Source organism: Chitinophaga sp. ARDCPP14, assembly GCF_051362515.1.
GTDB lineage: Bacteria > Bacteroidota > Bacteroidia > Chitinophagales > Chitinophagaceae > Chitinophaga.
Genome location: NZ_JBKIXB010000012.1, coordinates 121,465 through 146,107 on the forward strand (window position 1 = coordinate 121,465; position 24,643 = coordinate 146,107).

Annotated in this window: 21 protein-coding genes; 12 read left to right on the forward strand and 9 right to left on the reverse strand. The window is 46.9% G+C overall.

Annotated elements, in window-relative coordinates; all coding sequences use genetic code 11:
* Positions 1–16: 16 nt before the first annotated feature.
* The 6 genes from ACLHR0_RS26715 to ACLHR0_RS26740 all read right to left on the reverse strand — a co-directional run bounded on the left by ACLHR0_RS26715 (position 17) and on the right by ACLHR0_RS26740 (position 7,654).
* Entirely contained in the window at positions 17–1,714 is a 1,698-nt protein-coding gene (locus ACLHR0_RS26715) for a GMC oxidoreductase (RefSeq protein ID WP_436490771.1), read from the reverse strand.
* A 30-nt stretch (positions 1,715–1,744) separates the two neighbouring features.
* Entirely contained in the window at positions 1,745–2,320 is a 576-nt protein-coding gene (locus ACLHR0_RS26720; RefSeq protein WP_429046648.1) for a gluconate 2-dehydrogenase subunit 3 family protein, read from the reverse strand.
* Between the two features lie 179 nt (positions 2,321–2,499).
* Complete coding sequence (locus ACLHR0_RS26725) at positions 2,500–3,249, reverse strand: L,D-transpeptidase family protein (RefSeq protein ID WP_429046646.1); 750 nt, start codon at positions 3,247–3,249, stop codon at positions 2,500–2,502.
* Positions 3,250–3,513: 264 nt separating this feature from the next.
* Positions 3,514–4,347 (reverse strand): hypothetical protein, encoded by an 834-nt coding sequence (locus ACLHR0_RS26730; RefSeq protein ID WP_436490773.1) that lies wholly within the window; start codon positions 4,345–4,347, stop codon positions 3,514–3,516.
* A 969-nt stretch (positions 4,348–5,316) separates the two neighbouring features.
* Positions 5,317–6,447 (reverse strand): 4-hydroxyphenylpyruvate dioxygenase, encoded by a 1,131-nt coding sequence (gene hppD, locus ACLHR0_RS26735; protein ID WP_429046642.1) that lies wholly within the window; start codon positions 6,445–6,447, stop codon positions 5,317–5,319.
* 49 nt (positions 6,448–6,496) lie between these two features.
* The gene (locus tag ACLHR0_RS26740; RefSeq protein ID WP_429046640.1) at positions 6,497–7,654 is read right to left on the reverse strand and encodes a homogentisate 1,2-dioxygenase; all 1,158 of its coding nucleotides are present in this window, start codon (positions 7,652–7,654) and stop codon (positions 6,497–6,499) included.
* Positions 7,655–8,446: 792 nt separating this feature from the next.
* On the opposite strand from ACLHR0_RS26740, the gene thrA reads away from it, so the two are divergent.
* The 5 genes from thrA to rpe all read left to right on the forward strand — a co-directional run bounded on the left by thrA (position 8,447) and on the right by rpe (position 14,935).
* Positions 8,447–10,891: a bifunctional aspartate kinase/homoserine dehydrogenase I gene (gene thrA, locus ACLHR0_RS26745; protein WP_436490775.1), complete on the forward strand. Its 2,445-nt coding sequence runs from the start codon at positions 8,447–8,449 to the stop codon at positions 10,889–10,891.
* 65 nt (positions 10,892–10,956) lie between these two features.
* Positions 10,957–11,883, forward strand: coding sequence for a homoserine kinase (locus ACLHR0_RS26750; RefSeq protein WP_370911326.1), 927 nt, complete (start codon positions 10,957–10,959; stop codon positions 11,881–11,883).
* Positions 11,884–11,904: 21 nt separating this feature from the next.
* The gene (gene thrC / locus ACLHR0_RS26755) at positions 11,905–13,200 is read left to right on the forward strand and encodes a threonine synthase (RefSeq protein ID WP_370911325.1); all 1,296 of its coding nucleotides are present in this window, start codon (positions 11,905–11,907) and stop codon (positions 13,198–13,200) included.
* Positions 13,201–13,224: 24 nt separating this feature from the next.
* Positions 13,225–14,235 carry a tetratricopeptide repeat protein gene (locus tag ACLHR0_RS26760; RefSeq protein ID WP_436490778.1) on the forward strand — a complete coding sequence of 337 codons (1,011 nt, stop codon included), beginning with the start codon at positions 13,225–13,227 and terminating at the stop codon, positions 14,233–14,235.
* Between the two features lie 34 nt (positions 14,236–14,269).
* Entirely contained in the window at positions 14,270–14,935 is a 666-nt protein-coding gene (gene rpe, locus ACLHR0_RS26765) for a ribulose-phosphate 3-epimerase (RefSeq protein WP_370911323.1), read from the forward strand.
* On the opposite strand, the gene ACLHR0_RS26770 is transcribed toward rpe, so the two are convergent.
* Positions 14,916–15,305, reverse strand: a complete 390-nt coding sequence (locus tag ACLHR0_RS26770; protein ID WP_370911322.1) for a response regulator — start codon at positions 15,303–15,305, stop codon at positions 14,916–14,918. The two genes, rpe and ACLHR0_RS26770, sit on opposite strands and share 20 nt — an antisense overlap.
* Before the next feature lie 9 nt (positions 15,306–15,314).
* Positions 15,315–17,966, reverse strand: coding sequence for a PAS domain-containing sensor histidine kinase (locus ACLHR0_RS26775; RefSeq protein WP_436490780.1), 2,652 nt, complete (start codon positions 17,964–17,966; stop codon positions 15,315–15,317).
* Between the two features lie 174 nt (positions 17,967–18,140).
* On the opposite strand from ACLHR0_RS26775, the gene purE reads away from it, so the two are divergent.
* The 4 genes from purE (at position 18,141) to ACLHR0_RS26795 (ending at position 21,251) form a co-directional block, all read left to right on the forward strand.
* The gene (gene purE, locus ACLHR0_RS26780) at positions 18,141–18,680 is read left to right on the forward strand and encodes a 5-(carboxyamino)imidazole ribonucleotide mutase (RefSeq protein ID WP_370911320.1); all 540 of its coding nucleotides are present in this window, start codon (positions 18,141–18,143) and stop codon (positions 18,678–18,680) included.
* 99 nt (positions 18,681–18,779) lie between these two features.
* Positions 18,780–19,736: a PhoH family protein gene (locus ACLHR0_RS26785; RefSeq protein ID WP_436490782.1), complete on the forward strand. Its 957-nt coding sequence runs from the start codon at positions 18,780–18,782 to the stop codon at positions 19,734–19,736.
* Between the two features lie 262 nt (positions 19,737–19,998).
* On the forward strand, positions 19,999–20,481 hold the full coding sequence (locus ACLHR0_RS26790) for a hypothetical protein (protein ID WP_429046630.1): 483 nt from the start codon (positions 19,999–20,001) through the stop codon (positions 20,479–20,481).
* Between the two features lie 230 nt (positions 20,482–20,711).
* Complete coding sequence (locus tag ACLHR0_RS26795; protein ID WP_370911317.1) at positions 20,712–21,251, forward strand: inorganic diphosphatase; 540 nt, start codon at positions 20,712–20,714, stop codon at positions 21,249–21,251.
* 218 nt (positions 21,252–21,469) lie between these two features.
* On the opposite strand, the gene ACLHR0_RS26800 is transcribed toward ACLHR0_RS26795, so the two are convergent.
* Positions 21,470–22,243: a C40 family peptidase gene (locus tag ACLHR0_RS26800; RefSeq protein WP_436490785.1), complete on the reverse strand. Its 774-nt coding sequence runs from the start codon at positions 22,241–22,243 to the stop codon at positions 21,470–21,472.
* Between the two features lie 92 nt (positions 22,244–22,335).
* Here ACLHR0_RS26800 and ACLHR0_RS26805 point away from each other — a divergent pair, with 92 nt between their 5' ends.
* The 3 genes from ACLHR0_RS26805 to ACLHR0_RS26815 all read left to right on the forward strand — a co-directional run bounded on the left by ACLHR0_RS26805 (position 22,336) and on the right by ACLHR0_RS26815 (position 24,639).
* Positions 22,336–22,911 (forward strand): hypothetical protein, encoded by a 576-nt coding sequence (locus tag ACLHR0_RS26805; protein WP_429046627.1) that lies wholly within the window; start codon positions 22,336–22,338, stop codon positions 22,909–22,911.
* Positions 22,901–23,983 (forward strand): tetratricopeptide repeat protein, encoded by a 1,083-nt coding sequence (locus ACLHR0_RS26810; protein ID WP_436490787.1) that lies wholly within the window; start codon positions 22,901–22,903, stop codon positions 23,981–23,983. The genes ACLHR0_RS26805 and ACLHR0_RS26810 overlap by 11 nt, the downstream gene beginning before the upstream one ends.
* Positions 23,984–24,057: 74 nt before the next feature.
* Positions 24,058–24,639 carry an RNA polymerase sigma factor gene (locus ACLHR0_RS26815; RefSeq protein WP_436490789.1) on the forward strand — a complete coding sequence of 194 codons (582 nt, stop codon included), beginning with the start codon at positions 24,058–24,060 and terminating at the stop codon, positions 24,637–24,639.
* Positions 24,640–24,643 lie beyond the last annotated feature (4 nt).

Here is a 24,643-nt window from a genome sequence, read left to right on the forward strand (position 1 = left end):
CGCACCTATTGTATTTTTAAATATTGCCTTTCTTCAGTTCTTTCACGGCATAATCTACTGCGCGGGCAGTTAACGCCATATAGGTGAGAGAAGGATTTACACAGGAGGCGGAGGTCATAGCCGCACCATCTGTTACAAAAACGTTCTTCACCGCATGCATCTGGTTAAAGCCGTTGAGCACAGATGTTTTAGGATCGCGGCCCATACGTGCGGTACCCATTTCGTGAATGGCCATACCCGGATAAGATCCGTTGTCGTATGTTTTCACGTTTTTAATACCTGCTGCTTCCAGCATTTCTGCGGCATCATTCATCATGTCTACGCGCATTTTCTTTTCGTTCTCCTTGAACTCTGCATCGAATTTCAGTACAGGCTGGCCCCATGCATCTTTCACGGAGGTATCCAGGGTTACCTGGTTGGCTTCATAAGGCAAACATTCACCGAAACCACCTAAGCCAATGCTCCACTGACCGGGTTCGGTGATCATTTCCTTGAAGTCTTTACCCACGCCCATTTCGGCAATACCGCGGCTCCATCCTGAGCGGCTGGCGCCACCCTGGTAACCAAATCCGCGGATATAATCACGTTTATCGTCGCCGATGTTGCGGTAACGGGGAACATAAATCCCGTTGGCACGGCGGCCGAAATAGTATTTATCTTCATATCCTTCTGCAGTACCGGAAGCGCCTGTACGGAAATGGTGATCCATCAGGTATTTGCCCAGTACGCCACTGTCGTTACCCAGCCCGTTCGGGAAGCGGGAAGACATGGAGTTCATCATCACAAAGGTAGAACCGAGGGTAGAACCATTGATGAAGATGACCTTCGCATAGTATTCCACCATTTCTTTGGTGTGCTTATCTATCACTTTTACACCTGTTGCCTTGCCTTGCTTTTCATCATAGATGATGGAATTTACAATGGAATCAGGACGAAGTGTGAGGTTACCGGTAGCTCTTGCTGCCGGCAGCGTGGAGGATTGTGTGCTGAAGTAAGCGCCAAACGGGCATCCGCGGCTGCAGAGGTTACGATACTGGCATTTCTCACGACCAGGAAGCGGTTGGGTGATGTTGGCTACGCGACCCATCGTAATGTTACGGCCTTTGAATTTTCCTTCTACGCTGGCCTTCAGATCTTTTTCCACGCAGTTCATTTCCATGGCGGGCATAAACTGGCCATCAGGCAGTTGTGGGAGACCTTCGCGGGTACCGCTGATACCGGCAAATTTCTCTACGTAATCGTACCAGGGGGCAATGTCTTTATAACGGATAGGCCAGTCCACCGCAATGCCATCTTTCAGGTTGGCTTCAAAATCAATATCGCTCAGGCGGTACGACTGACGGCCCCACATAATGGATTTGCCACCCACGATATCCGGGCGGTACCAGTCGAAACGTTTTACTTCATTATATGGACTTTCGGAATCGTTGATCCAGTATTTTTCGTTGTGTTCACTGTAGGGGTAGTCGCGGCTCAGTTTAGGATGTGTTTCGCGCTGATCTACCGTGATACGGCCGCGGTGTTTAAATTCCCACGGATCTTTGGTGGCCGTTTCATAGTCTTTCACATGTTCCAGTGGTTTACCACGATCCAGCATGAGTACTTTCAGGCCTTTTTCTGTCAGTTCTTTGGCTGCCCATCCACCACTCACACCTGAGCCAATTACGATGGCATCATACGTATTTTCAGCCTGTGCTTTTATATTCAGGTTCATTTAATTCAGATTTAAAAAGTAAAGAGAAGATTACACTGCCCAGGCTTTTTCTCCTTTGGTGTAAGGAGTACAACCTTCGTACTTGCCCGGAACGGGAACATAGCGCAACGCTTTGGTGGCACCCGGTTCGGAGGTGAAATAACCCAGCAGGGTTAATTCTTTCAGGTACTGGAAATAATGGGTAGGATCCCCTTCTTTTTTATCTTTACGCTTGTTGTAGTCTACGCGCTCTTTTTCAATCCCTGTGAGGAGCTCGGTGCGCTGTTCCGGTGTAATGTCCATGAAGCCTTTTTTGAATTGCTTCTCACTTGCCTCATTGATTTTTGACAACCCATCGAGGAATGCCTGCTGATCTTCTTTCTTGTAACAATCGTTCATCATTACAATGATAAAGTCTTCTACTTTGGCATCTTTTGCTCCAGGAGTGCTGGTTCTGGGTATGATAGTTTCCGCTATCTCCGCCAGCAAAGCTTTGGTTTCCGGCTTATGAAGATCGTAGTTCTTAGGACCAGAACCTGTGCAGCTTTCTAAAGCTGATAACGTGGAAGCGGAAATGGCAGTACCCAACAAAATCGCCACATTCCTTATTGCGTCTCTTCTGTGCATAAATAGTAAGTTGATTTGACCTTCGAACAAGTTGGAAAAAATTCTTCTAAAAACCAAATAAACAGGGGTGAAATATGCATGAGCGGCTAAAAATAGGAAGAAGTAAAAAAGAAGATGGGTAGATGTAAGTCTGTAATGCGACTTCCATCTACCCATCGGCCTGTACAGTGTGGCAACTGTTACAGGATATATTTTCCTTTGTCGTCTACCAGTACAACCGGCAGGCGGTGGTGTTTTTCGAAATAATCATAAGCCGACCGGAGTTCTGCCCAGAATTGTTTGGAAGAGCTGTCGGTCATGGTAAAAGTGCCCAGGTAGTTCATGGAACCGGGGTTGCCAAACTTCACGGGGAATACATGCACCGGTATGAAATCCTGTCCTGCGTTCTTTGCATTTACCGCTAAAATGTATACCTCATCAATGAATTCATCGGTTAAGGGAATACAACCTACGGTGATGCAGTTGCCGTGGATATAGATTTCACCACCGGGGTTCTTCGGATCGCTCAGGATGCGGTCGGAGAAATTCGGGTAGTTGATACCCAGCGACAGGTGATAGTTGCTGTTCGGGTTAAAATCGTTGATATAATAGAATCCTTCCGGCACCTGGCGGTCCCCTTCCTTACGCTTGGGTCCCATTTTACCGGAAAGTGTACACACCCGGTAAGATTTGAACAAACGGAAAGTGTCCTGGGGGTTATTTTTCACCCAGATCTCCATTTCGCTGTCCAGTTTGAAGGAACGGACAAACATATATCTTGCAGGGTAGGCAAGGCCCTTCTTTTCGAATTCTTTTTTCAGCAACTCCTCTTTTTCACGGTATGCCTCCCCTACTTTGGGAAACATTTTCTGGTTGTCGAGGAAAGATTGCTGGGCAAAAATTTTACCTGCACCCAACAAAATCAGGACGATTACAACAAGTCGCTTCATAATATTATTCAACAAAATTTTAATATTTATACCAGGTTTATATAAGCAAGATAAAACAATAACAGGGCAAAAATAAAATATATCACCATACTCACTTTCCTGTTGGCTATCTTTAAAATATAGTGTTTGTGCCCCTGATAGATCAATATCGCCGTAAAGGCCTGGAAAATCCCACCTAACAAAAACAATACACCGAACAGCGTTTGCATCCTCATAAAAAACGGAACTCTTATTTTAATATTGTAAAGTTACACGTTTATTGCTTTACTGTAGCTTTATCCATTCCAGTTTTATGGTAGTCTCGTCCATGCCGGAGCTGAAAGTGGCGCGCACGGGGTACTTCCCGTTATAGGCGTAGGTATAGGTGTTGGTGATCACCCTGGAAGTGTTGGGACTGCTAATGTTTTCGGTGAGCACGTTGTGGGCCGAGAGGCTTCCGCCACCGCCATCCAGCAGGATACCCAGCTCTGGTTGCAGCTGCTGCGGGTTCCGCATGCGGTCGTAGGTGTAGCTAACAGAAGAGGTATACACAAACTTGCTGTATCCCGGCTGTTTGCCATAGGTATCCATCCGTTCCACGTCTCCTTCCTGGTTCCACGTATACTCCAGGTATCCGCTGTTTTCCCACGCTGCTTTGGCGCCATTATGGCCAAACTGGTAGCGCCGGGCTATTTTGCCACTGGCATCATACGCCAGGGAATCATAGGAATACACGGCGTTGTCGCGGTAATAACTGATCCTGGACACCTTGTCGCTGCTGTACTCAAACGACAGGTAAGGATCGCCGGTAACGGCTTTTTCATCGGCAGCCGACAGGCACTTCACCAGGCGGCCATTTTCATATACCGGCAGCTGGACATCGCTGTAGGTAGCATTTTCCGATTTCCGCAGCTGTATAATCCGGCGAATGGATTTGTCGGGGTTATATTCCACCGTTGTTTGTCCTGCGGGCGATACCACTTTGTGCAGGTAAGTTTGCTGATCGCCGCCATTACGGAAGCTGATATGGTTGCCTTCGCTACGGAAAGCAGTAAGGATGGTGAACGATGTCACCAAAGCGGCATAGATAGCCCCGCGGGCTATGGAAGTTGTGTGCATAGGTTACAAATATTAAATATAAATATACTGTATAAAAATAACTAAAGTGTGGCTAATGTGGGAAAAGACGCAATATATACGCGCATTTTGACAAGTTGGTTTAAAATAACAAGTTATTTACATATCGTTAACATTCGCATGCGTAGGTTGTCTTACTCAGGATTACGCTGATTTTACTGATTACCTGGATTTTACTTTTGGGATTTTTTAAAGGATTCGGGGAGATGTTAGCGGAGGTTGTCTTTCTCAGGATTACGCTGATTTTACTGATTACCTGGATTTTACTTTTGGGATTTTTTAAAGGATTCCGGGAGATATAAGCGTAGCTTGTCTTTCTGCCTGATTGCGATTTTACTTTTTTCTTTGGGAGATGGGTATTTAAAAAAGCTGACGTGAAGATGGAATAGTCCACGCCTTACATCTGCTTTGTACATGCTTTGCACATGCTTTGCACTTGCTTTATATGTGCTTTTGATTTGCTGTTAATGTGGAGGTGACGTGGACTTGATCGGTAACGTATTGTGCATCAATGCGCCAGAGCGGGTTTTAAGATATTCTTTAGACAGGTTCCTCAGAAAAAGAACCTGGATATCAACGCTTTAGGCATATTATAAAGATAAACATAATCAGGCAAAAAACAACGTTTGCATTTTTTTTAGCTTTAAAAGATCAGGGAAGATAAAAGCGCATCTTCCGCTTTTATCTTCCCTGATCTTTAAATCTAAAAAACTCAAAAAAATAAAATCAACTTACGCTTATATCTCCCCAAATCTTTTAAAATCAAAAAGTGATCAAATCAGCGTAATCAGTGTAATAAGTTTAATCCTGAGGAAGACAACCTCCGCTAACATCTCCCCAAATCTTTTAAAATCAAAAAGTGATCAAATCAGCGTAATCAGTGTAATAAGTTTAATCCTGAGGAAGACAACCTACGCGTTTAATCCTGAGTAAGACAACCTACGCGGCGCATTATAAATTGCCGCGCAGTGCCTGTTCTCTTTCTATAGATTCAAACAAAGCCTTGAAGTTGCCTTTACCGAAAGATTGCGCACCCTTGCGCTGGATGATCTCAAAGAAGACGGTTGGCCGGTCCTGGATAGGCTTGGTGAAGATCTGCAACAGGTAGCCTTCATCATCGCGGTCTACCAGGATGCCCAGCTTTTGTAACGGCGCAATGTCCTCATCAATCTTACCGACCCTGTCCAGCAGGGTTTCATAGTAAACCGGTGGCACCGTCAGGAATTCCACGCCCCTGTTTTGCAGCTCAGTCACCGTGTTCACGATGTCGTTGGTGGCAATGGCCACGTGCTGAACACCGGGTCCGCCATAGAAATCGAGGTATTCTTCAATTTGTGATTTCTTCTTTCCTTCGGCGGGTTCGTTGATGGGGAATTTCACACGGCCGTTACCGTTACTCATTACCTTGCTCATCAAGGCAGAATATTCGGTGGAAATATCGCTGTCGTCGAAAGAGATCAGGTTCCTGAAACCCATCACGCGCTCGTAAAATCCAACCCAGGTATTCATCTCATTCCAGCCCACATTACCCACGCAATGATCTACATATAACAGGCCGGTATCTGTTGGATTGTAATTCGTTTTCCATTCCTTGTAACCCGGCATAAACAATCCTTTATAGTTTTTACGTTCTATAAAAAGATGCACGGTGTCGCCGTAGGTATGGATACCACTCCGCACTACTGTGCCAAATTCATCTTTCTCTGTAACCGGCTCCAGGTAAGGCGTGGCGCCCCGTTTAACGGTTTCTTCGTAAGCCGACCGGGCGTCGTCTACCCACAGGGCCAGTACTTTCACACCATCGCCATGTTTGGCAACGTGACGGGCAATTTCGGTATCGGGCAACAGGGAGGTGGTGAGTACAAAGCGCAGTTTGTTTTGCACTAGCACATAGGAAACCCTGTCTTTTACACCGGTTTCAGGACCGGCATAAGCTACCGACTGAAAGCCGAATGCAGTTTTGTAATAATGTGCCGCCTGCTTGGCGTTGCCTACATAAAACTCTACGTAGTCGGTACCATTGAGTGGTAAAAAGTCCTGCTGACCGGTTAAGTTGTCCGCATTCACTAATGCTGTTTCCATAACATTCAATTGTTTTGGTTTTATAAGTTGGTTGGTTTTTGTGAATCATTTATTCTGCCCAGCTCATGACGTAGCTGCCATCTTCAATACCCAATGCTGCTTCGGTGATCTGCAAAGGGTGAAAGGTATCTACCATCACTGCCAGCTCTTTTGTTTCTTTTGCGCCGATACTTTTTTCCACGGCTCCGGGGTGAGGCCCATGCGGGATGCCCGCAGGATGTAAAGTGATCATCCCCCGCACCACATGCTTACGGCTCATAAAATCGCCGTCTACATAATATAATACCTCATCACTGTCGATGTTACTATGATTATACGGCGCAGGGATTGACTGCGGGTGATAATCAAATAACCGCGGACAAAAGGAACATACTACAAAGTTGTTCCCTTCAAAGGTCTGATGCACTGGTGGCGGCTGGTGTACCCGCCCGGTGATTGGTTCAAAGTCGTGGATGGAAAAGGCAAACGGGTATTCACATCCATCCCAGCCAATTACGTCGAAGGGATGATGTTTATAATGAATGGGATAGATCACCCCTTTCTTTTTTATACGAATGAGGAAATCGCCTTCCTCATCAATGGTTTCCAGGTGCTGCGGCTGCCGGATATCCCGCTCGCAGTAAGGGGAATGCTCCAGTAATTGTCCGTATTTGCTCAGGTATCTTTTTGGATAACGGATAGGACTAAACGATTCCACTATAAACAGGCGGTTATCTTCCGTATTAAAAGTGATCTGGTAAATAGTACCGCGGGGAACCACCAGGTAATCGCCATAGCCAAATTCCAGTTGGCCGTATTGTGTTTTCAATACACCGCTTCCTTCATGCACGAAGATCATTTCATCCGCATCCGCATTCTTGTAAAAATATCCTTCCATGCTTTTGCGGGGCGATGCCAGTACAATATGAAGATCACTGTTTACCAATACTGCTTTGCGGCTTTCCAAGAAGTCGTCTTCCGGCTTAATATTAAACCCCATGAAGCTCCGGTGCTTCAGCATCTTTTCTTCCGCCACCTTTGGCGCAACGGAATAGGGTTCATCTACTTTTACAATCTCCGTAGGGGGGTGACAGTGATACAACAGGCTGGAGTGGGAAGAGAATCCTTCTGTAGAAAACAACTGCTCCGAATACAGCTGGCCGTCCGGTTTGCGGAACTGGGTATGGCGCTTATGCGGTATTTGTCCTAGTTTATAATAATGTGGCATGACAAGTGGTTTGAAAAAATTGTTCTGGTGTACAATTAAAGGATTGAATGGGTGTATGATTCATTGTACTGGTGTACGATCCATATTTATATGATACAGTGCAACCTGCTGATGGCAGCAAAAAATTAAGATACACATGCGCAGGAATAGCAACTGAATACTATTACAAAGTTACGGTATATAAATACGAACGATGGCCGGTAGCGGCCGTTGGGAAAGGTTATGCCAAAGTCGAATCCATGGCAAGCGTGGCCATGAGAAAGTAGTAGTTAAGCTGACTATTGCTTGTATATTTCAGTGAAATGGACAAGTGGCAATTGTTTAGGCAACTAAGGTAAGGAAAAACTGTGATTCCAAAATGATTTTTGTCACGGGCAATTATCAGTCACACAATTGTCACAAAACAACCATTTTGCCCAATGTCAGGAATTATGAAATCGCAACTATCTTATTTATATTTTGAATATAATTCTAAAAAATAACCATAATAAGTATCAAAAATCAACAAACGACCCTAAATTTAAAACATTTCTAAAAATCACCACTGCACTTTTATTTACCAGTGTAATTGTAGACTTTTGTTACACAATCGTCATATTCCAATAGTGATACCGTTCTACACATACCAGTTCTCTTCGGTTTCTGCCTCCAGGCGGATAGCGGACACTATGGCGACAACGACCACCATTATTACAACCCCACTGCGGGGTTAGTTTTCACATATTATCCAACGACCACAAGGGTGGTACATAACCGGGAGGCCCCGGACTTATCTACGTATAAATTTTCCATATGCAAGTATTAAAATTTGGCGGCACTTCAGTGGGAAGCGCCAAAGCAATAGAACAGGTTTGCAACATCCTCAAACAATATAAACCGGCCGGTAAATATGCCATCGTCGTATCTGCACTCGGCGGGGTAACGGATAAGCTTATACGCTGCGGACAACTCGCGGAGCAAGGCAATGAAGACTATAAAAGTATATTACAGGAAATTGAAGCCAGGCATCTCAATACCATCCGTGAATTATTCCCTATCACCGCACAAAGCGGGCAAATCAGCCAGCTGAAGAAAAAACTCAACACCCTCGAAAACCTCTGCGACGGCATCTTCCAGGTTGCAGAACTCAGTCCGCGTACCCTGGATAAAATCATGAGCTACGGCGAACTGATGTCCTGTGTTATCGTCGCTGAAAAGCTAAAACAGCAGGGATTCTCCGCTACCTGCAAAGACAGCCGCGAACTCATTGTAACAGATAATCACTTCGGCCACGCCACCGTTAACTTTGTTGCCACCAATCACCATATTACGCAGTTCTTTGCACAGTCGCCCGCCGATTATGTAGTACTGCCAGGCTTTGTAGCCGCTACCCCCGATGGCGAAACCACCACCCTCGGACGCGGCGGCTCCGACTACACCGCCGCCATCGTGGCGGCCGCCGTTAACGCCACCGTACTTGATATCTGGACAGATGTGAGCGGCATGATGACCGCCGACCCGCGCATGGTGTCACAGGCTATTCCCATCTCACACATTTCTTATGTGGAAGCAATGGAGCTGTCGCATTTTGGCGCCAAAGTCATTTATCCCCCTACTATCCAGCCGGTGATGAGTAAACGCATACCCATCTGGATCAAAAATACTTTTGCCCCCGAAGATCATGGCACCCTCATACAGGACAGCGCCGACCGCAGCTTCCCGGTAACAGGCATCTCCGGCATTCCCAACATCGCCCTGCTTACCCTCGAAGGAAGCGGCATGGTGGGCATCCCCGGCTTCTCCAAACGGTTGTTTGAATCCCTCTTACGGGAACGTATCAACGTAATTCTTATTACCCAAAGCTCATCTGAACACTCTATCACCGTTGGCATTCATGAAACAGACATGCTGAAAGCCAAAACTGCGGTGGACAGTGAGTTTGCACAGGAGATAAGCGAAAAACGCATTGAACCCCTCCTGGTGGAAAAAGACCTCTGCATTGTGGCCGTAGTGGGAGATAAAATGAAAAACCATCACGGCACCAGCGGTAAGCTCTTTGGCACCCTGGGCAGGAACGGGGTGAACGTAAGGGCCATCGCACAGGGATCTACCGAGAAAAATATCTCCGCGGTGATCAACAAAGCCGATATCAAAAAAGCGCTGAACGTTATGCACGAAACCTTTTTTGAAACACCCCTCAAACAGGTGAACCTCTTTATCGCCGGCGCAGGAAATGTGGGCAGCAAACTGCTGGAACAACTGGAACAACAGCAATATTACCTCCAGCACGAGCTGGGTTTGCAGATCCGGGTAACCGGTCTGGCCAACAGCCGCCACACCCTCATCAGCGAAACCGGCATCACCTTACGTGAGTGGCGCGAACAACTGGAGCAGGCCAAACATATCAGCACCGCCGATTTCGTGCAGCAGATAAAAAACCTGAACCTCCGCAACAGCGTATTCGTGGATAATACTGCCAGCAGCGACATTGCAGCTGTATACCACGAGTTCCTGCAACACGGTATCTCCGTAGTTACCTGCAATAAAATTGCCTGCTCATCAGACTATGCTTATTATAAACAACTGAAAGACCTCGCCCGTAAATACAACGCCTCCTTCCTGTTTGAAACCAACGTGGGAGCAGGACTACCGGTCATCAATACACTAAATGACCTGATCCGCAGCGGCGACAAAGTACACAGCATCGAAGCCGTGCTGTCCGGCAGCCTCAACTTCGTATTCAACCATTTCTTAAATGGCACCAGTTTCCGTGAAGTAGTAAAAGCCGCGCAGGACGAAGGCTACACCGAACCAGATCCGCGCATCGATCTCAGTGGTAAGGACGTTATGAGAAAGATCCTCATCCTGGCCCGTGAAAGCGGCGCCGCCATTGAAATGGATGAAATCACCAACTACTCATTCCTGCCCGCCGAATGCCTCGACGCCCCTTCCGTACCCGCCTTCTACGAAGAGCTGGATGTACACGCCGCTCACTTCCAGGGACTGCGCGAAGCCGCAGCGGCTGAAGGTAAACGCCTGAAGTTCGTGGCCCGCTATGAAGATGGGAAAGCCTCCGTGGGCCTGCAAAGCGTAGCCCCCGATCATCCGTTCTTTAAACTGGAGGGGAAGGACAATATTGTGCTGTACACTACCAGCAGGTATAAAGACCAGCCACTGATCGTAAAGGGCGCAGGTGCAGGAGCAGATGTTACCGCCTCCGGCATCTTTGCTGACATCATCCGGAGCGCCAGATTGTAAACTTTCCATGAAATGAGTTGCAATCCTGACAATCAATTATTAAATTAAACTAACTTAAAGGTGATATGGACAGTATAAAAGTATTTGCGCCGGGAACAGTGGCCAATGTAGCTTGTGGGTTTGACGTGATCGGCCTGGCGCTGGACGCGCCGGGAGATGAAATGATCCTTCGCAGGAGCAGTGAACCAGGCATCCGCATTACTGCCATCCATGGCGCAGACCTGCCCCTGGAAACATCACGTAATGTGGCCGGCGTAGCCGTTCAGGCATTATTACAGAAATACGACCAGCCGGATATCGGCATTGAAATAGAGATCTTTAAAAAGATCCACCCCGGCAGCGGCATCGGCTCCAGCGCCGCCAGCAGCGCCGGCGCGGTAGTAGGCGTTAATCATTTACTCGGGGAACCCTTCACCAAAAAACAACTGGTAAGGTTTGCCATGGAAGGAGAACGGCTGGCCTGCGGATCAGCGCATGCGGATAACGTAGCCCCGGCCATCCTCGGCGGCTTCACCCTGGTAAGAAGTTACCGTCCATTGGATATTACCACCCTCCATACACCGGAGCATCTGTGGGTGACCGTTATACATCCTCAGATAGAAGTGAAAACGTCTGACGCCCGCGAAATACTGAAACAAAAAGTGCTCATGACAGATGCCATCCGGCAATGGGGCAACGTAGGCGCATTGGTGGCGGGGCTTTACCAAAACGATTATGAACTGATCAGCCGGTCGCTGGAAGATGTGATCGTGGAACCGATCCGTTCCATCCTCATCCCGGCCTTCCACGAGCTGAAACTGAAATGTAAGGAAGCCGGCGCCCTCGGCGGCGGTATCTCCGGCTCCGGCCCCTCTGTATTCATGCTCAGCAAAGGAGAAGAAAATGCCCGCAAAGTAGCGGCTACGATGGATAGCGTTTACGCACCACTTGGCGTGGATTATAAAATCTACGTTTCCCAGATTAACACCGCCGGTGTAAAAGTGATTGACTAACTAATTAACAACGTTTTATTCATGCAGTATTTCAGCTTACAGAACAAGCAGCACCAGGTAAATTTCGAAACAGCAGTAGTACAGGGATTGGCGCCAGACAGGGGACTCTATTTTCCGGAACAGATACCAGCACTGGATAAAGACTTCATCAATAACCTGCATAATTATACGGACCACGAGATCGGACTACAAGTTATCCGCCCGTTTGTTGGCAATGAAATACCCGAAGAGGCTTTAAAAAAGATAGTAACCGATACACTACATTTTCCTTTCCCGGTGCAGAAAGTGACCGGTCATACCTACGCCCTGGAACTGTTCCACGGCCCTACCCTTGCATTTAAAGATGTGGGCGCCCGCTTTATGGCCGGCTGCCTCGGCTACTTCCGCCGCAACAGTACCACCCCTGTAACCGTGCTGGTAGCCACTTCCGGCGATACCGGCGGCGCCGTGGCCAGTGGTTTCTATAATGTACCGGGCGTGGAAGTAGTGATCCTCTACCCTTCCAAAAAGGTGAGTGTATTGCAGGAAAAACAGCTCACCACCCTTGGCAATAATATTCATGCGCTGGAAATAGAAGGTACTTTCGACGACTGCCAGCAGCTGGTAAAAACTGCTTTCCTGGACCAGGAACTGCAGGCACGCCGGCCGCTTACCAGCGCCAACTCCATCAACGTAGCCCGCTGGCTGCCCCAGATGTTCTATTATTTCCTGGCATACAAACAAATGAAGGCAGCACATCCCAGGCTCGTGTTCTCCGTACCCAGCGGCAATTTCGGCAATATCTGCGCAGGCATGATGGCCGCTGCCATGGGATTGCCGGTATCACATTTTGTAGCCGCCACGAATATCAATGACACTGTGCCCCGCTTTATGGACAGTGGTAAATATGAACCAGGCAAAGCATCGCCTACCATGTCTAACGCTATGGATGTGGCAGATCCCAGCAACTTTGTACGTATCCTGGAACTATTCGGCAACAGCCTCCCTTCCCTTGCTGAAAAACTCACCGCCTACAGCTTTAATGATAAAGATACCGCCCGCACCATGGAACAGGTATGGAAAGAAAACCATTATATGCTGGACCCTCATGGGGCAGTAGGCTTTATGGGACTGCAACGTTACCTGGAACATTCCCCGGAGCTGACAGGCGTTTTCCTGGAAACAGCCCACCCGGTGAAATTTGAAGACACCGCTCCTAAATCTATCCGGGAGGAGATATATACCCCCGCGAAGGTGATGTCTTTATATGGTAAAGAAAAACAAGCTACCCTGCTGGCTGCCGATTATCCTGCTTTCAAAAACTGGTTAATGCAATAATGATTCTGTAGTTTTGGCGCCAGTATGAAGTATTTACCTATCCTCCTGTTATTAATGGGTGCGCAGGCATGTAATAATGCCGGCACCCGGCAGCTAAATACAGCCAGCCGCCCGGACTCCGTGCTGTACAGCGATATCATCCGGCCGGTAACGGATTCTATTTCACAGTTTCCTGACCATCCCGATTTGTATTATCGCCGTGCACTGCTGTTGTTTAATACCAACCCTGCACTGGCGCAGGCCGATTTTGAAAAAGCCGCCTCCCTGATGCCGGAAAATACCGACTACTGGGCAGGGGCAGGCGAAGCCGCCCTGATCGTGAATGATTATAAAAAGGCAGCCGCAAATTTTCAGCAGGCGCTGGCTACCGCTCCCGGCTATACGTACCTGGAATACCGCCTGGCCACTGCACTGATAGAAAATAAACAATATGCCCAGGCAGACAGTATCGCTAACGTGCTCGCACAAACGACAGATGCCCGCGATAAAGCATTCTACCTGAAAGCCCGCATGGCAGAAGATAAACTGGACACCACCTCGGCTATCCGTCACCTTACCTCCGCCATTCATGCCGCCGGGAAACAGCCTGAATTTGAGGCCGTCATGGAACTGGGCGACCTGCTCCGCAGCCGCAAAGCCACTGCCGCTCTTAACTATTACCAGCAGGCATGGCAACTGGATACTACCAACGCATATCCTTTATTTGAAGCCGCTCAATTCCAGGAAGAACTGGGCGACCTTCCCGCCGCGCTCGGCGCGTACCGGAAATGCATTGTAACAGATCCCGGCTTTGAACCAGCCTACCTGGCACTGGGGAAAATTTACAGCAATAAAAAGGACTGGAAAACGGCGTACACCTATTACAACCTGGCCGCCAAATCAGCGCCAACAGACGCATGGGCCTATTACTACAGGGCTATGGCACAGGAACAACTGGGCAACAAAGCACTGGCTATAGAAGACTATACCAAAGCTACTTCCTTTAAAAAAGATTTCAGCGAAGCAAAGGAAGCCCTGAGAAGATTGAACCCGTAATTACTTAAATTTACATCATTCAAAAATAGAGCACTTGGAAAAACATCCTGTTTTAGTGGCGCCATCTTTACTGGCAGCAAATTTCCTGGAGCTGGGAAAAGAAGTGGATATGGTGAACCGCAGCGAAGCCGACTGGTTCCATCTCGATGTAATGGACGGTCGGTTTGTACCTAATATCAGCTATGGCTTGCCCGTGATTGCACAGATCAAAAAGAAAGCGCAGAAACCCTGTGATGTTCACCTGATGATCGAAGAACCGGAGAAATACGCAGCCGACTTCAAAAAAGCCGGCGCCGACATACTCACCGTACACTTCGAAGCCTGTATCCACCTGCACCGGAATATCCAGCAGATCAAAGGACTGGGCATGAAAGCTGGCGTGGCACTGAATCCGCACACACCGGTAGGGTTGCTCGAAAATGTGATCCGGGATATTGATGTAGTGCTGATCATGAGCGTGAATCCAGGCTTCGGCGGACAAACATTCATTGAACAAACTTACCAGAAAATAAGACAACTGAGACAACTGATCACCGACAATCACGCACATGCGCTCATTGAAGTAGATGGCGGTATAGGCACAGATAACGCCGGACAACTCATCCAGGCGGGCGCAAATGTATTAGTGGCAGGCAGTGCCATCTTCTCCTCTGCCGATCCTGAAAAAACCATTCACACGCTCAAGACAAGTGTGAAATAATTTCCTTTGATAGTGGCTTGGTGAGATATCCTGTTACAAAATTGTAAGCATTCACACGCTCCCTGTCCTTTTCATCAATGGAGGAAGTCAGTACAAAGATCCTGATTTGCTTCGGCAACTCCGCCTGGAAAACGGCATATTCTTCCAGGAACTCCCAGCCATCCATCACAGGCATATTGAGATCCAGCAGTATAAGATCCGGCAAGGCCTGTGCTTCTCCTGCATTTTCCCGGAGAAGGTCCAATACATCCTGTGCGTCGGAAAATACACGGATATTACTGCTGATAGCCTGACGTTCGATCATGATTTTGGCAATCTGCTGGTGAATCGGGTCATCATCTACAATAAAAATCGTATTGATTAAACTCATAAAGGGGGTTTATTCTGATCTAAAAGTAATAATAAATTTGGTTCCCTCTCCGGGATGACTTTCTGCTCTTATATTACCACCCATCGCTTCTACCTGCGTTTTCGTGATAAATAAGCCAATTCCTTTCGCATCTTTATTTTTATGAAAGGTTTTGCGGAAGCCAAAAAGCTTGTTGCCAAACCGCTCCATATCTATACCCACGCCGTTGTCTTCCACGCTCAGAATGATGTTATCATTTTCTTTCCAGCTCCGCAGATGCAGTGCAGGCGTACGTTCTGAAGAACGGTAGCGGATAGCGTTGGTAATAAAATTCAGCAGGATACTGTCGAGGTACACCCGGGGATATTCAATCACCGGCTCCTCCTCAAAATCGTAGGTGATCTGGATATTGCTGGTTTCTATATCTACCAGCAATATATCTTTTACCTTCTGTAATCTTTCGGCAAACGACAGTTTTTCTTTTTCCACATTCACATCTTTCCGGATCTGCACTACCTCCACCAGGTCGTTCAGTGTTTCATCAATCTTCTTTATCACCTCGTGTACCATACCCAGGTAAAGATCCTTTTCCTGCTGGGCGGCAGCTTCATTGTGCATTTGCATCAGCGCCTTCAGGTTGGCAATAGGCGCCCGGAGGTTATGGGAAGTGATGTGGGCAAAATCTTCCAGCTGCTTGTTCTGGTTCAGCAGGTTCTTGTTCAGGTTAGATAACTGCTCGTTGGCCTTCCGCAGCTCTTTCTGCAATTTCCGGCTGTCGGTGATATCGCGCATAAACACGGAGATCCCGCCGTCCTGCATCGGGGTAAGCAGGAAATCGTACCATTTGTCTGCCCCCGGGAAGTAGATGCCGAACGACTGTGATGCCTGCTGCTGGATGCATTCCTGCAGCCGTGCATAAAACACGGTGCCGCTTAAGCGCGGAAATTCCTTGAAGATATTGCTGCCCATGGCCACCGGGTGACCAATCATTTTCTCGGCCTTCCGGTTCAGAAAGTTGAGGTTCCCTGATTTCTCCATAGCGGCATATCCCATATCGATGGTATCAAAGAAAAGACGCATCAGCTCTGTGTTCCGGGTGAGTGCGTCCCTGATTTCCAGTTGTTCGGTGATATCCTGCACTACCCCGTACATGCGTACCAGCCGGCTGTTTACATAACCGGGTTGTCCAATAGACCGGACCCTTTTTACCTGTTGTTTGGAAGAAATGATGGTGAGCTGGGCATCGAACGGCCTGCCTGTTTCCATACATTGCTCCATCAGCGCTTCGAGGCTTTCACGGGCCTCTGGTGTGTAATAGCCCAATGCTTTTTCAAGATCGACGGGGGTATCTACGGGGCAGTCGTGGATGTGATACGACTGGTCCGTCCACCGCACCTGGCCGCTGTCTACATCCAGTTCCCATCCGCCTATCTTACCGATGGTACCTGTTTGCTGCAGGAATTCCTGGTTCTTCTTAATCTCCAGCTCCTGCAGTTTTTTGTCGGTGATATCATTTACCAGCGCTACCACAATCATTTCCTTGTCCACCGGTTCAATCACCGGGAACACGGTCAGGTCGAGGTATACTTCCCGGCCTACGGTCGTCCATCGCTTGTCCTGGGAGAAGTCGATCCGCTTTTCCACGCGGAGTGATTTATTCTGTTCCAGCGCCTGTACAAACAGTTTGTCCAGTTCAAACATGGTGGCCAGTTCATCGTTCATCACGTTGAAAGGCTGGCGGCTCATGGGATGCGGCGAATTAAAGAAGAAGCGTTGTGTTTGATTGATCCGGCGGATAAAGCCAAAATTATCAAACTGGATATAACCGATGGGCAGGTTTTCGATGATGTTGTCGAGGAGTCGTTCGCTTTTCTGGAGGCTGAGTTCCGATAATTTTTTCTCGGTGATATCATCCAGTATCAGGAAGATATTATCCATATTCCTTTGCTGGTCTGTGAGGGGGAATATGGTCGCTTCGAAATATACGGGATAAAGCCTGGTGATGTTTTCGTGGTGTTTCTCGCGGTAGCTGAGGAGGATTTCCCGTTTGATCGTTTTCCCTGTTTTGCGGGCTTCCTCGAACATAACGGCGAGACCATTAAGCCGGTAGAAAGGGTCTTTCAGCCATTTATAATCCGGTTGGGTAAAGAAGGCGTGGTGTTTGCCCCAGATCTGCCGCTGGCGGGTGTTCATGTCCATACTATCACCATCGGGCGAGAACTGTTGCAGTCCGAGTGGAAGATTTTCCAGCACCTGGCCATAGTACACTTCATTACGGGCGCGTTTTATTTCGGTGAGTTTCCGTTCTGTGATATCGATGCCGATGAGCATACAATGCGTAAGGGCGCCGGCTTCACTGAAAAACGGGGTAATGCCGGCTTCCAGCCACAGTGGTTTATTTTCGGGATTGATAAGAAAGCAGAGCTGTTCCTGTACCGGTTCCCCTTTCATCAGGGTAATCCAGAGATCCTGCCAGTGTTCCGGGTTATCAGGCCGGAAGAGGGCGGTAAAAGGGCGGCCGGTAAGGGGGCCTTCTGATGGCTGCAATGCCGCTATCACCTGCGTATTAACCGCAGTCACCGTACCTGCCGCATCTATGGTGACAGAGAGTGCAAAGGCATTAATAGCGGTTTCAAGATGCTGTAAGTGGCTGTAATGCTGTTGCAGCATAACTACATTCATATGATAGCAGAATCTAAAATCGTTGTGTCAGGAAACGCCTAAAGTAGGCATTATATAATAAAAAACACTATTGGACAGGTAAAAGTAATAAATTGTTAGATATCGGTCAATTCCCTATAAACGCAGAATTAACAAGGGAAAGAGTGGATTGGTTCAATCATTTATCCACCTGTTGTGGATTTTGAGTTTTCCGAAATTGTTAAACGATCAATATCTTTGGGGTATCTTATTACATTATTATTTTTAAAATATTATCAGATGAAAGTTTTGATTATCATGGGTTCCGAGAGTGACAAGCCTGTAATGGAAGAATCACAGAAGCATTTACAGTATTTTGGAATTGAAAATGAGATGATAGTGGCTTCTGCTCACCGCAATCCTGATAAAGTAAGAGAATTGTGTATAACCGCTCAGGAAAAGGGTTTTGGCGTAATTATTGCCGCAGCGGGCATGGCAGCAGCCTTACCGGGAGTTGTATCAGCTTACACTTCGCTGCCTGTTCTTGGAGTTCCTTTAGATGGTGGTTTACCGGGCGGAATCGATGCCTTGTATTCAATTGTACAGATGCCTGCGGGATTACCGGTAGGTACATTGGCGGTTGGAAAAGCGGGTGCGCGTAATGCGGCTATACTGGCTGCACGTATCCTGGCTTTGGGAAATAAAGATATCGCCGCTAAAGTAGAAGGCTTCAAACAGAACGGGTACAGAATTTAGTGATAGCTTAACAATTGCGTTCTCCAGGTTATACTAGATTTAAATATATTCGGATTGAAAAATACCGATCATTTCCTGGACAATTAAACCTTAGAATCATTGACTGAATCCATTATCAATTTAGACAGTATTAATCCCATTGAGTTTTTCGGCATTAACAACGGAAAGCTTGATCTGCTGAAAAAGAAATTCCCATTGCTTAAGATCCTGTCCAGGGGCACCCAGTTAAAATTGAGTGGGGCACCGGAAGAAGTGGCTACAGCGGAGGAAAAAATCGGTCAGATCGTTAAATACCTGGAGCGGAACGGTAACCTGACAGAGAACTATTTTGAACAGATTCTTGGAGATGAGGAAGGCACTAAAATCGACAATTTCAGCGAGCGCAATCCCAACGAAGTACTGGTATTTGGGCCCAACGGCAGAACCGTAAGGGCCCGTACCGCCAACCAGAAAAAGATGGTAGCGCTGGCGGAAAAGAACGACATCATTTTCGCGATAGGTCCTGCCGGTACCGGTAAAACCTATACTGCCGTTGCTTTGGCGGTTCGTGCTCTCAAAAACAAAGCGGTTAAAAAGATCATTCTAACCCGCCCTGCGGTAGAAGCAGGGGAAAGCCTCGGTTTCCTGCCGGGAGATCTGAAAGAAAAGATTGATCCATATCTGCGGCCATTGTACGATGCGTTGGATGATATGATCCCTGCGGAAAAGCTGAGTTACTACATGACCAACCGCGTTATTGAAATTGCACCGTTGGCGTATATGCGTGGACGTACCCTGGATAACTCCTTTATTATCCTGGATGAAGCGCAAAATGCCACCGACCTGCAGATCAAAATGTTTCTAACCCGTATCGGTGCATCTGCACAGGCCATCATCACCGGTGACCTTACACAGATAGATTTACCCAAAAATCAGCAATCCGGTCTGGAAAGGGCTACCCGCATCCTTCGTAACATCGATGGTATCGGTCATGTGGAACTTGATGAGGAAGATGTGGTAAGACACCGGCTTGTTAAAGCCATCATCAAGGCTTACGAAGCCAATAAGGAAAAATAAGACAGTTGATATCCTGTTATCTGATAGCTGGTTATTTGTTTGGATGGCACAACCGCCACCAGACAAGCAATCAGCTATCAAAATAACAATTATCTAAATATTTAACTCTTTATTAACGGCGATTGCCGTAAGTTCACCTGTTTTTATCCAAGGGAGACATTCAGTCCGGAAGCCTGTGAATGTGCTGAGCTATAGCCGATGACTTTGCAGTATTGAAGTTTACCCCTATTTTTGTTGTGATATATTATAATTTATCGACCGCATGACCAATTTTTTTCGAATCATGACACTGGCATTGATTACAACCTTGCTGTTAGGCAGTTGTAAGAAAAGGGCTTCCCCTGAAGAGGTGGCGCTGGCGTTTATGCATGCGATTCAGGATTCGAACTACGACCAGGCAAGGGATTATGCCACAAAAGAATCCCAACAGGTATTACAGATCTATGCCATCTTTGACGGCCGCCGCAGTGGCGCTGAAAGAGAAAAAATTAAAAACGCCCGCATCGAGGTAGTTAATATCGAAGAAAACGGCGATAAAGCGGCTGTTACAATACTGAATTCCTCCGCTCATCAGAAAGAAGTTTTGCAGATGGTGAAAGAAAACGGCCAATGGAAAATTTCCCTGACGTTCGACAGCATCATTCCCAATTACACACCGCAAACCGGTGGTAATGCAGCCTTCGACTCTACCGCGTTACCCGCAGACAGCGCACCTGTTAACGGTTTAACGGCGCCGGGAAACTAAATAATTATCCGCTCTTTTATATTTTACATAAAAGGAAAGGATAATTTTTAGCTATTAACGGCTAGTTCCCTTAATTTTGCCACGCATTAATGATCAGATGTGTGGCTTATTCCTGTTTTTACTTACCGGAAACCTGACCATATCTCCATGAAAAGTGAGGTGAATACTTTATTCACTTTTCAACATTAATCCAATATTGAACAATAAACCTTAAAGTAAAGTAGATTATTATGATGACAAATCCCTGGCACAGTGTGAGTCCCGGCTCTGAAGTGCCTAATGTTGTAAATGCAATTATAGAGATTCCAAAGGGATGCCGAGCTAAATATGAACTGGATAAAGAAAGCGGTTTGCTGAAACTGGACCGGGTTTTATATTCTTCTGTATACTATCCTGCCAACTACGGTTTTATTCCACAGTCTTACTGCGATGACCATGATCCGCTGGATATCCTGGTTATCTCCCAGATCGAATGTGTTCCCATGTGTATCATCGATGCCAAAATAATCGGTGTCATGCAAATGATAGACGGCGGCGAAGCAGATGACAAAATCATCGCGGTAGCAGCCAACGATATGAGCGTAAACTATATCAACGATATTACCGAACTGCCGCCTCACTTCATCGACGAAATGCGCCATTTCTTCGAAGAATATAAAAAGCTGGAAAAGAAAACCGTTGTGGTGGAAGAATTCCAGAATAAAGAGAAAGCAAAACAGATCATTCTCCAAAGCTTTGAAGATTATAAGAAGATCTTCAGACAGAGCTAGCGGATTTTGTCTTGGCTCAGGATTACGCTGATTTTACTGATTAGCTGGATTTATTCTTTTGGATTTTATAAAGGATTAAGGGAGATAGAAGCGGATATTCGCTTTTGTCTCCCTTAATTATTATAAAAAAAATCTAAAAATCAGAAAAAATCCAAAAGTAAAAGTCCAGCTAATCAGTAAAATCAGCGTAATCCTGAGCCAAGACAAAATCCGCGCTCTTAAAAGTATCTCTTTATGATCCGCAGGTGATGCGTACGCAACCCCGTATCTGCGTTTATAATTCCTTCGTTATCTATCGGATCAATCCGTACCTTTCCGGAAGAATGGATAATTTCATGATCGTTCAGCAAAATACCAACATGCGTAATCCTCCCCTCGTTATTGTCAAAAAAGGCGAGATCCCCCAGGCGCGCTTCCTGTAAAAAACCAACAATGTGTCCCTGGGTAGCCTGCTGATAAGCATCCCTCAAAAGTGGAATACCGGACAGCTTGAACACCTGCTGCGTAAAACCGGAGCAGTCCACACCAAAAACACTGGAACCTCCCCAGAGGTAAGCGGTGTTCAAAAACTGCTCTGCGGCGCTTTTTAAGGCAGTAATATCAACGGGGCTGTGATGGGTAAGCGGAAGCGGTTTATCCTCAAATTTTACAGCAATAGTTCCCCACTGCGTGGAAATATCGCTATCGCTCTTTACAAGGCAGCCAAAAGGTACCAGCATGGGCCGGTTATTCATGGTAACCCGGTTTACCCAGGCCGGGAAATAGTATTTCGCCGGAGCCAGGTACAGCGATTCATCTATCGTTTCCAGGTGGGCCGCTGTGGCCCAGCCGGTATAACCGTCGTACTGGTTTATAACTTTCACCCAGCCGTCGGGAGCCGTTTCGGTGATCTCCACCGCTGCTCCCCATAATAGCTGGGAAATCATTTCGCTTTTATGTGAGGTAGCACTCCTTAATGGCGCAACTGGCACAATGACAATGGCGTATGGCATATTAATTGTATAAATCCCTTTTACTATTCAATAATCTTATGCGCTAAATGAACTTTTTCCGCTTTTGTACGTAAATATAAAGTAATAAGTTTATGCAACAACAGTTAACCAATTTATCGGACAAGGAGTTAATATCCCGCGCCAGGAAACAGCTTGACCGGGAGGCGGAAAGCGTATTGATAGACAGGTACAGTCATTTACTGGTGGCTGTTACCATTCCTCATTTGAGTAGCCAACCGAATCTCGACCCCAACATTGTTTTCCCGGCCCTTCTGCAAAGATTAAATGCCAGTCTTAAAACACAAACCATCTATAAAGCCAACGAATGGATCCTGCATATACAAAAAGGATACCTCGGGAAGCCTGAAAAGAACACCCCCTTCTATCCATCCCGCGACGGAAGAGACCTGCTGCATATCGAAAATACGGTAGACAAAGCCGCTACCCATATCATCGACCGACAGGATCTCATTGTGCGGCTGGAACAGGCGCTTCAACGGCTGAGTGCAGATGACAATGCACTGATCACGCAATTCTATCTTGAAAATAAATCCTTTGCCGACCTTACAGCTGCTACCGGACTTCCAAGAGAGAAGTTAAGATCGCAACTCAAAGCCGCCAAAGCGAAACTTGCCAAGTTATTTATGAATCAGGGATATGCTAAGTAACAAACCGAATAATGAGAAAGTACTGAAGATCTTTTCTGCCATCCGGTGCCTCAGCAGGGACCAGCTGCCCCGTTATATGGAAGGCAGGCTGACCGATGTGGAACGGCACCTGGTAGAACAACACCTCACCGATTGCGATCTCTGCTATGATGCATTAACCGCACTGGAGCAGGAAGAGAATACCGAAAGATACCAGGACCTCACCAATAAGCTGCAACGCTATGTACAAAACAGCATACAGCCTGTTTCGCACGTACAAAAAGTAGCGCAATACACCCGTAAGGAAAAGAATAAGGAACACATGCTGGCTTATTTCTGGATCATTGCCTTCATCGGCCTTGGTGTGGGCAGTGTGTATGTGTTACGCGGACATATGCGTAATCAGCCACCGGTGCGTATCATGGCGTCGTCACTGCCGCAGAAAGACTCTGTGCGTGAAGAGGTGGCTACCGGCGTTCCCCTGGTAACAGCTGCAGAAAATAATCCCGGAACAACCACGCCGGCCCCTGCTGCTACGCCTGCCATTCAAACATCAGCAAAACCAGCGGCAGCCCTGGTTGACTCCGCCGCGCTGAAAAAAGCAGCCGCTTTAAAAGCGCTGCAAAAGAAAACCGCGGCAGACAGCATCAAAAAACATACACTATTGCAAAAACAGGCAGACTCCCTTAAAAAGGAAACCGCCGATAAAGTAACCGCCAAAGCAGAAGAAAAGAAACCGGAACAAAGACCGGAACAAAAACCTGCGGCGCCCAAAGAAAAACAGAAAGAACAGGCGCCACCACCGGACCCTCCAAAAAAAGAAACACCCTCCACAGCTGTTAACAGCGATGAATACCTGTACAAAGCAGCCATGGTATACCAGCAACAGGGAAACCTTAATGAAGCCATCAACAGGTACAAAAGAATAGAGTCCGTGAGCTCAGGCAAATACGTGGAAATGGCCCGCTACCAACTCGCTATCTGCTACCGCAGCAAAGGACAGGCTGGCAAGGCCCGCCGCATGTTTAAAGAAGTGATCAGGATGGATGGTTCCATGAAAGCCGCTGCCCAACAGGCATTGGATGGTATGTAAAAAATAAAATATCAAAATAATTATGGATTTTTGCAAATGCTGCATCTTAGATGCAGCATTCCATTTATTAGCCTGTGAATAATCCAGATATACAACAACTAACAGACCAGGAGCTACTGCAACGGTTCAAAGCTGATAATAACAGTGATTGGATAGGTGTGCTGTTTGACCGATATGCCCTGCTTTTATTGGGTATGTGCATGAAATACCTGAAGAACGAAGAAGATGCACGCGACGCCGTGCAGCAAATCTTTCTCAAGATGTTATCCGACATCAACAGGCATGAAATCCAGTATTTCCGGGCCTGGATTTACCAGGTAACCAAAAACTACTGCCTGATGCAACTGCGGCAGAAACATATGAAATACAAGGAAGAAATCTCCGACAAACATATGGGCGGTATTGCCGCTGATCCCGAAGATAAGCAGGTGTACCAGGAAAAGGATATCTTGCTGGAAAATATGGGGCAGGCTATGAGCCAGCTAAACCATGAACAAAAAATCTGTGTTGAATTGTTTTACCTGCAAAAGAAAACCTACCAGGAAATTGCTGATCAAACCGGGTATAGCCTCCTTCAGGTTAAAAGCTATATCCAGAATGGAAAGAGGAACCTGAAACTTTTATTGGAAAAACAACAACGCGCAAACAAAAGTTAATTTG

Coding starts and splice junctions, on each gene's coding strand:
- ACLHR0_RS26715 (WP_436490771.1), bottom strand. CDS start 1,714: ATGAACCTGAATATAAAAGCACAGGCTGAAAATACGTATGATGCCATC.
- ACLHR0_RS26720 (WP_429046648.1), bottom strand. CDS start 2,320: ATGCACAGAAGAGACGCAATAAGGAATGTGGCGATTTTGTTGGGTACT.
- ACLHR0_RS26725 (WP_429046646.1), bottom strand. CDS start 3,249: ATGAAGCGACTTGTTGTAATCGTCCTGATTTTGTTGGGTGCAGGTAAA.
- ACLHR0_RS26730 (WP_436490773.1), bottom strand. CDS start 4,347: ATGCACACAACTTCCATAGCCCGCGGGGCTATCTATGCCGCTTTGGTG.
- hppD (WP_429046642.1), bottom strand. CDS start 6,447: ATGGAAACAGCATTAGTGAATGCGGACAACTTAACCGGTCAGCAGGAC.
- ACLHR0_RS26740 (WP_429046640.1), bottom strand. CDS start 7,654: ATGCCACATTATTATAAACTAGGACAAATACCGCATAAGCGCCATACC.
- thrA (WP_436490775.1), top strand. CDS start 8,447: ATGCAAGTATTAAAATTTGGCGGCACTTCAGTGGGAAGCGCCAAAGCA.
- ACLHR0_RS26750 (WP_370911326.1), top strand. CDS start 10,957: ATGGACAGTATAAAAGTATTTGCGCCGGGAACAGTGGCCAATGTAGCT.
- thrC (WP_370911325.1), top strand. CDS start 11,905: ATGCAGTATTTCAGCTTACAGAACAAGCAGCACCAGGTAAATTTCGAA.
- ACLHR0_RS26760 (WP_436490778.1), top strand. CDS start 13,225: ATGAAGTATTTACCTATCCTCCTGTTATTAATGGGTGCGCAGGCATGT.
- ACLHR0_RS26770 (WP_370911322.1), bottom strand. CDS start 15,305: ATGAGTTTAATCAATACGATTTTTATTGTAGATGATGACCCGATTCAC.
- ACLHR0_RS26775 (WP_436490780.1), bottom strand. CDS start 17,966: ATGAATGTAGTTATGCTGCAACAGCATTACAGCCACTTACAGCATCTT.
- ACLHR0_RS26790 (WP_429046630.1), top strand. CDS start 19,999: ATGACCAATTTTTTTCGAATCATGACACTGGCATTGATTACAACCTTG.
- ACLHR0_RS26795 (WP_370911317.1), top strand. CDS start 20,712: ATGATGACAAATCCCTGGCACAGTGTGAGTCCCGGCTCTGAAGTGCCT.
- ACLHR0_RS26800 (WP_436490785.1), bottom strand. CDS start 22,243: ATGCCATACGCCATTGTCATTGTGCCAGTTGCGCCATTAAGGAGTGCT.
- ACLHR0_RS26805 (WP_429046627.1), top strand. CDS start 22,336: ATGCAACAACAGTTAACCAATTTATCGGACAAGGAGTTAATATCCCGC.
- ACLHR0_RS26810 (WP_436490787.1), top strand. CDS start 22,901: ATGCTAAGTAACAAACCGAATAATGAGAAAGTACTGAAGATCTTTTCT.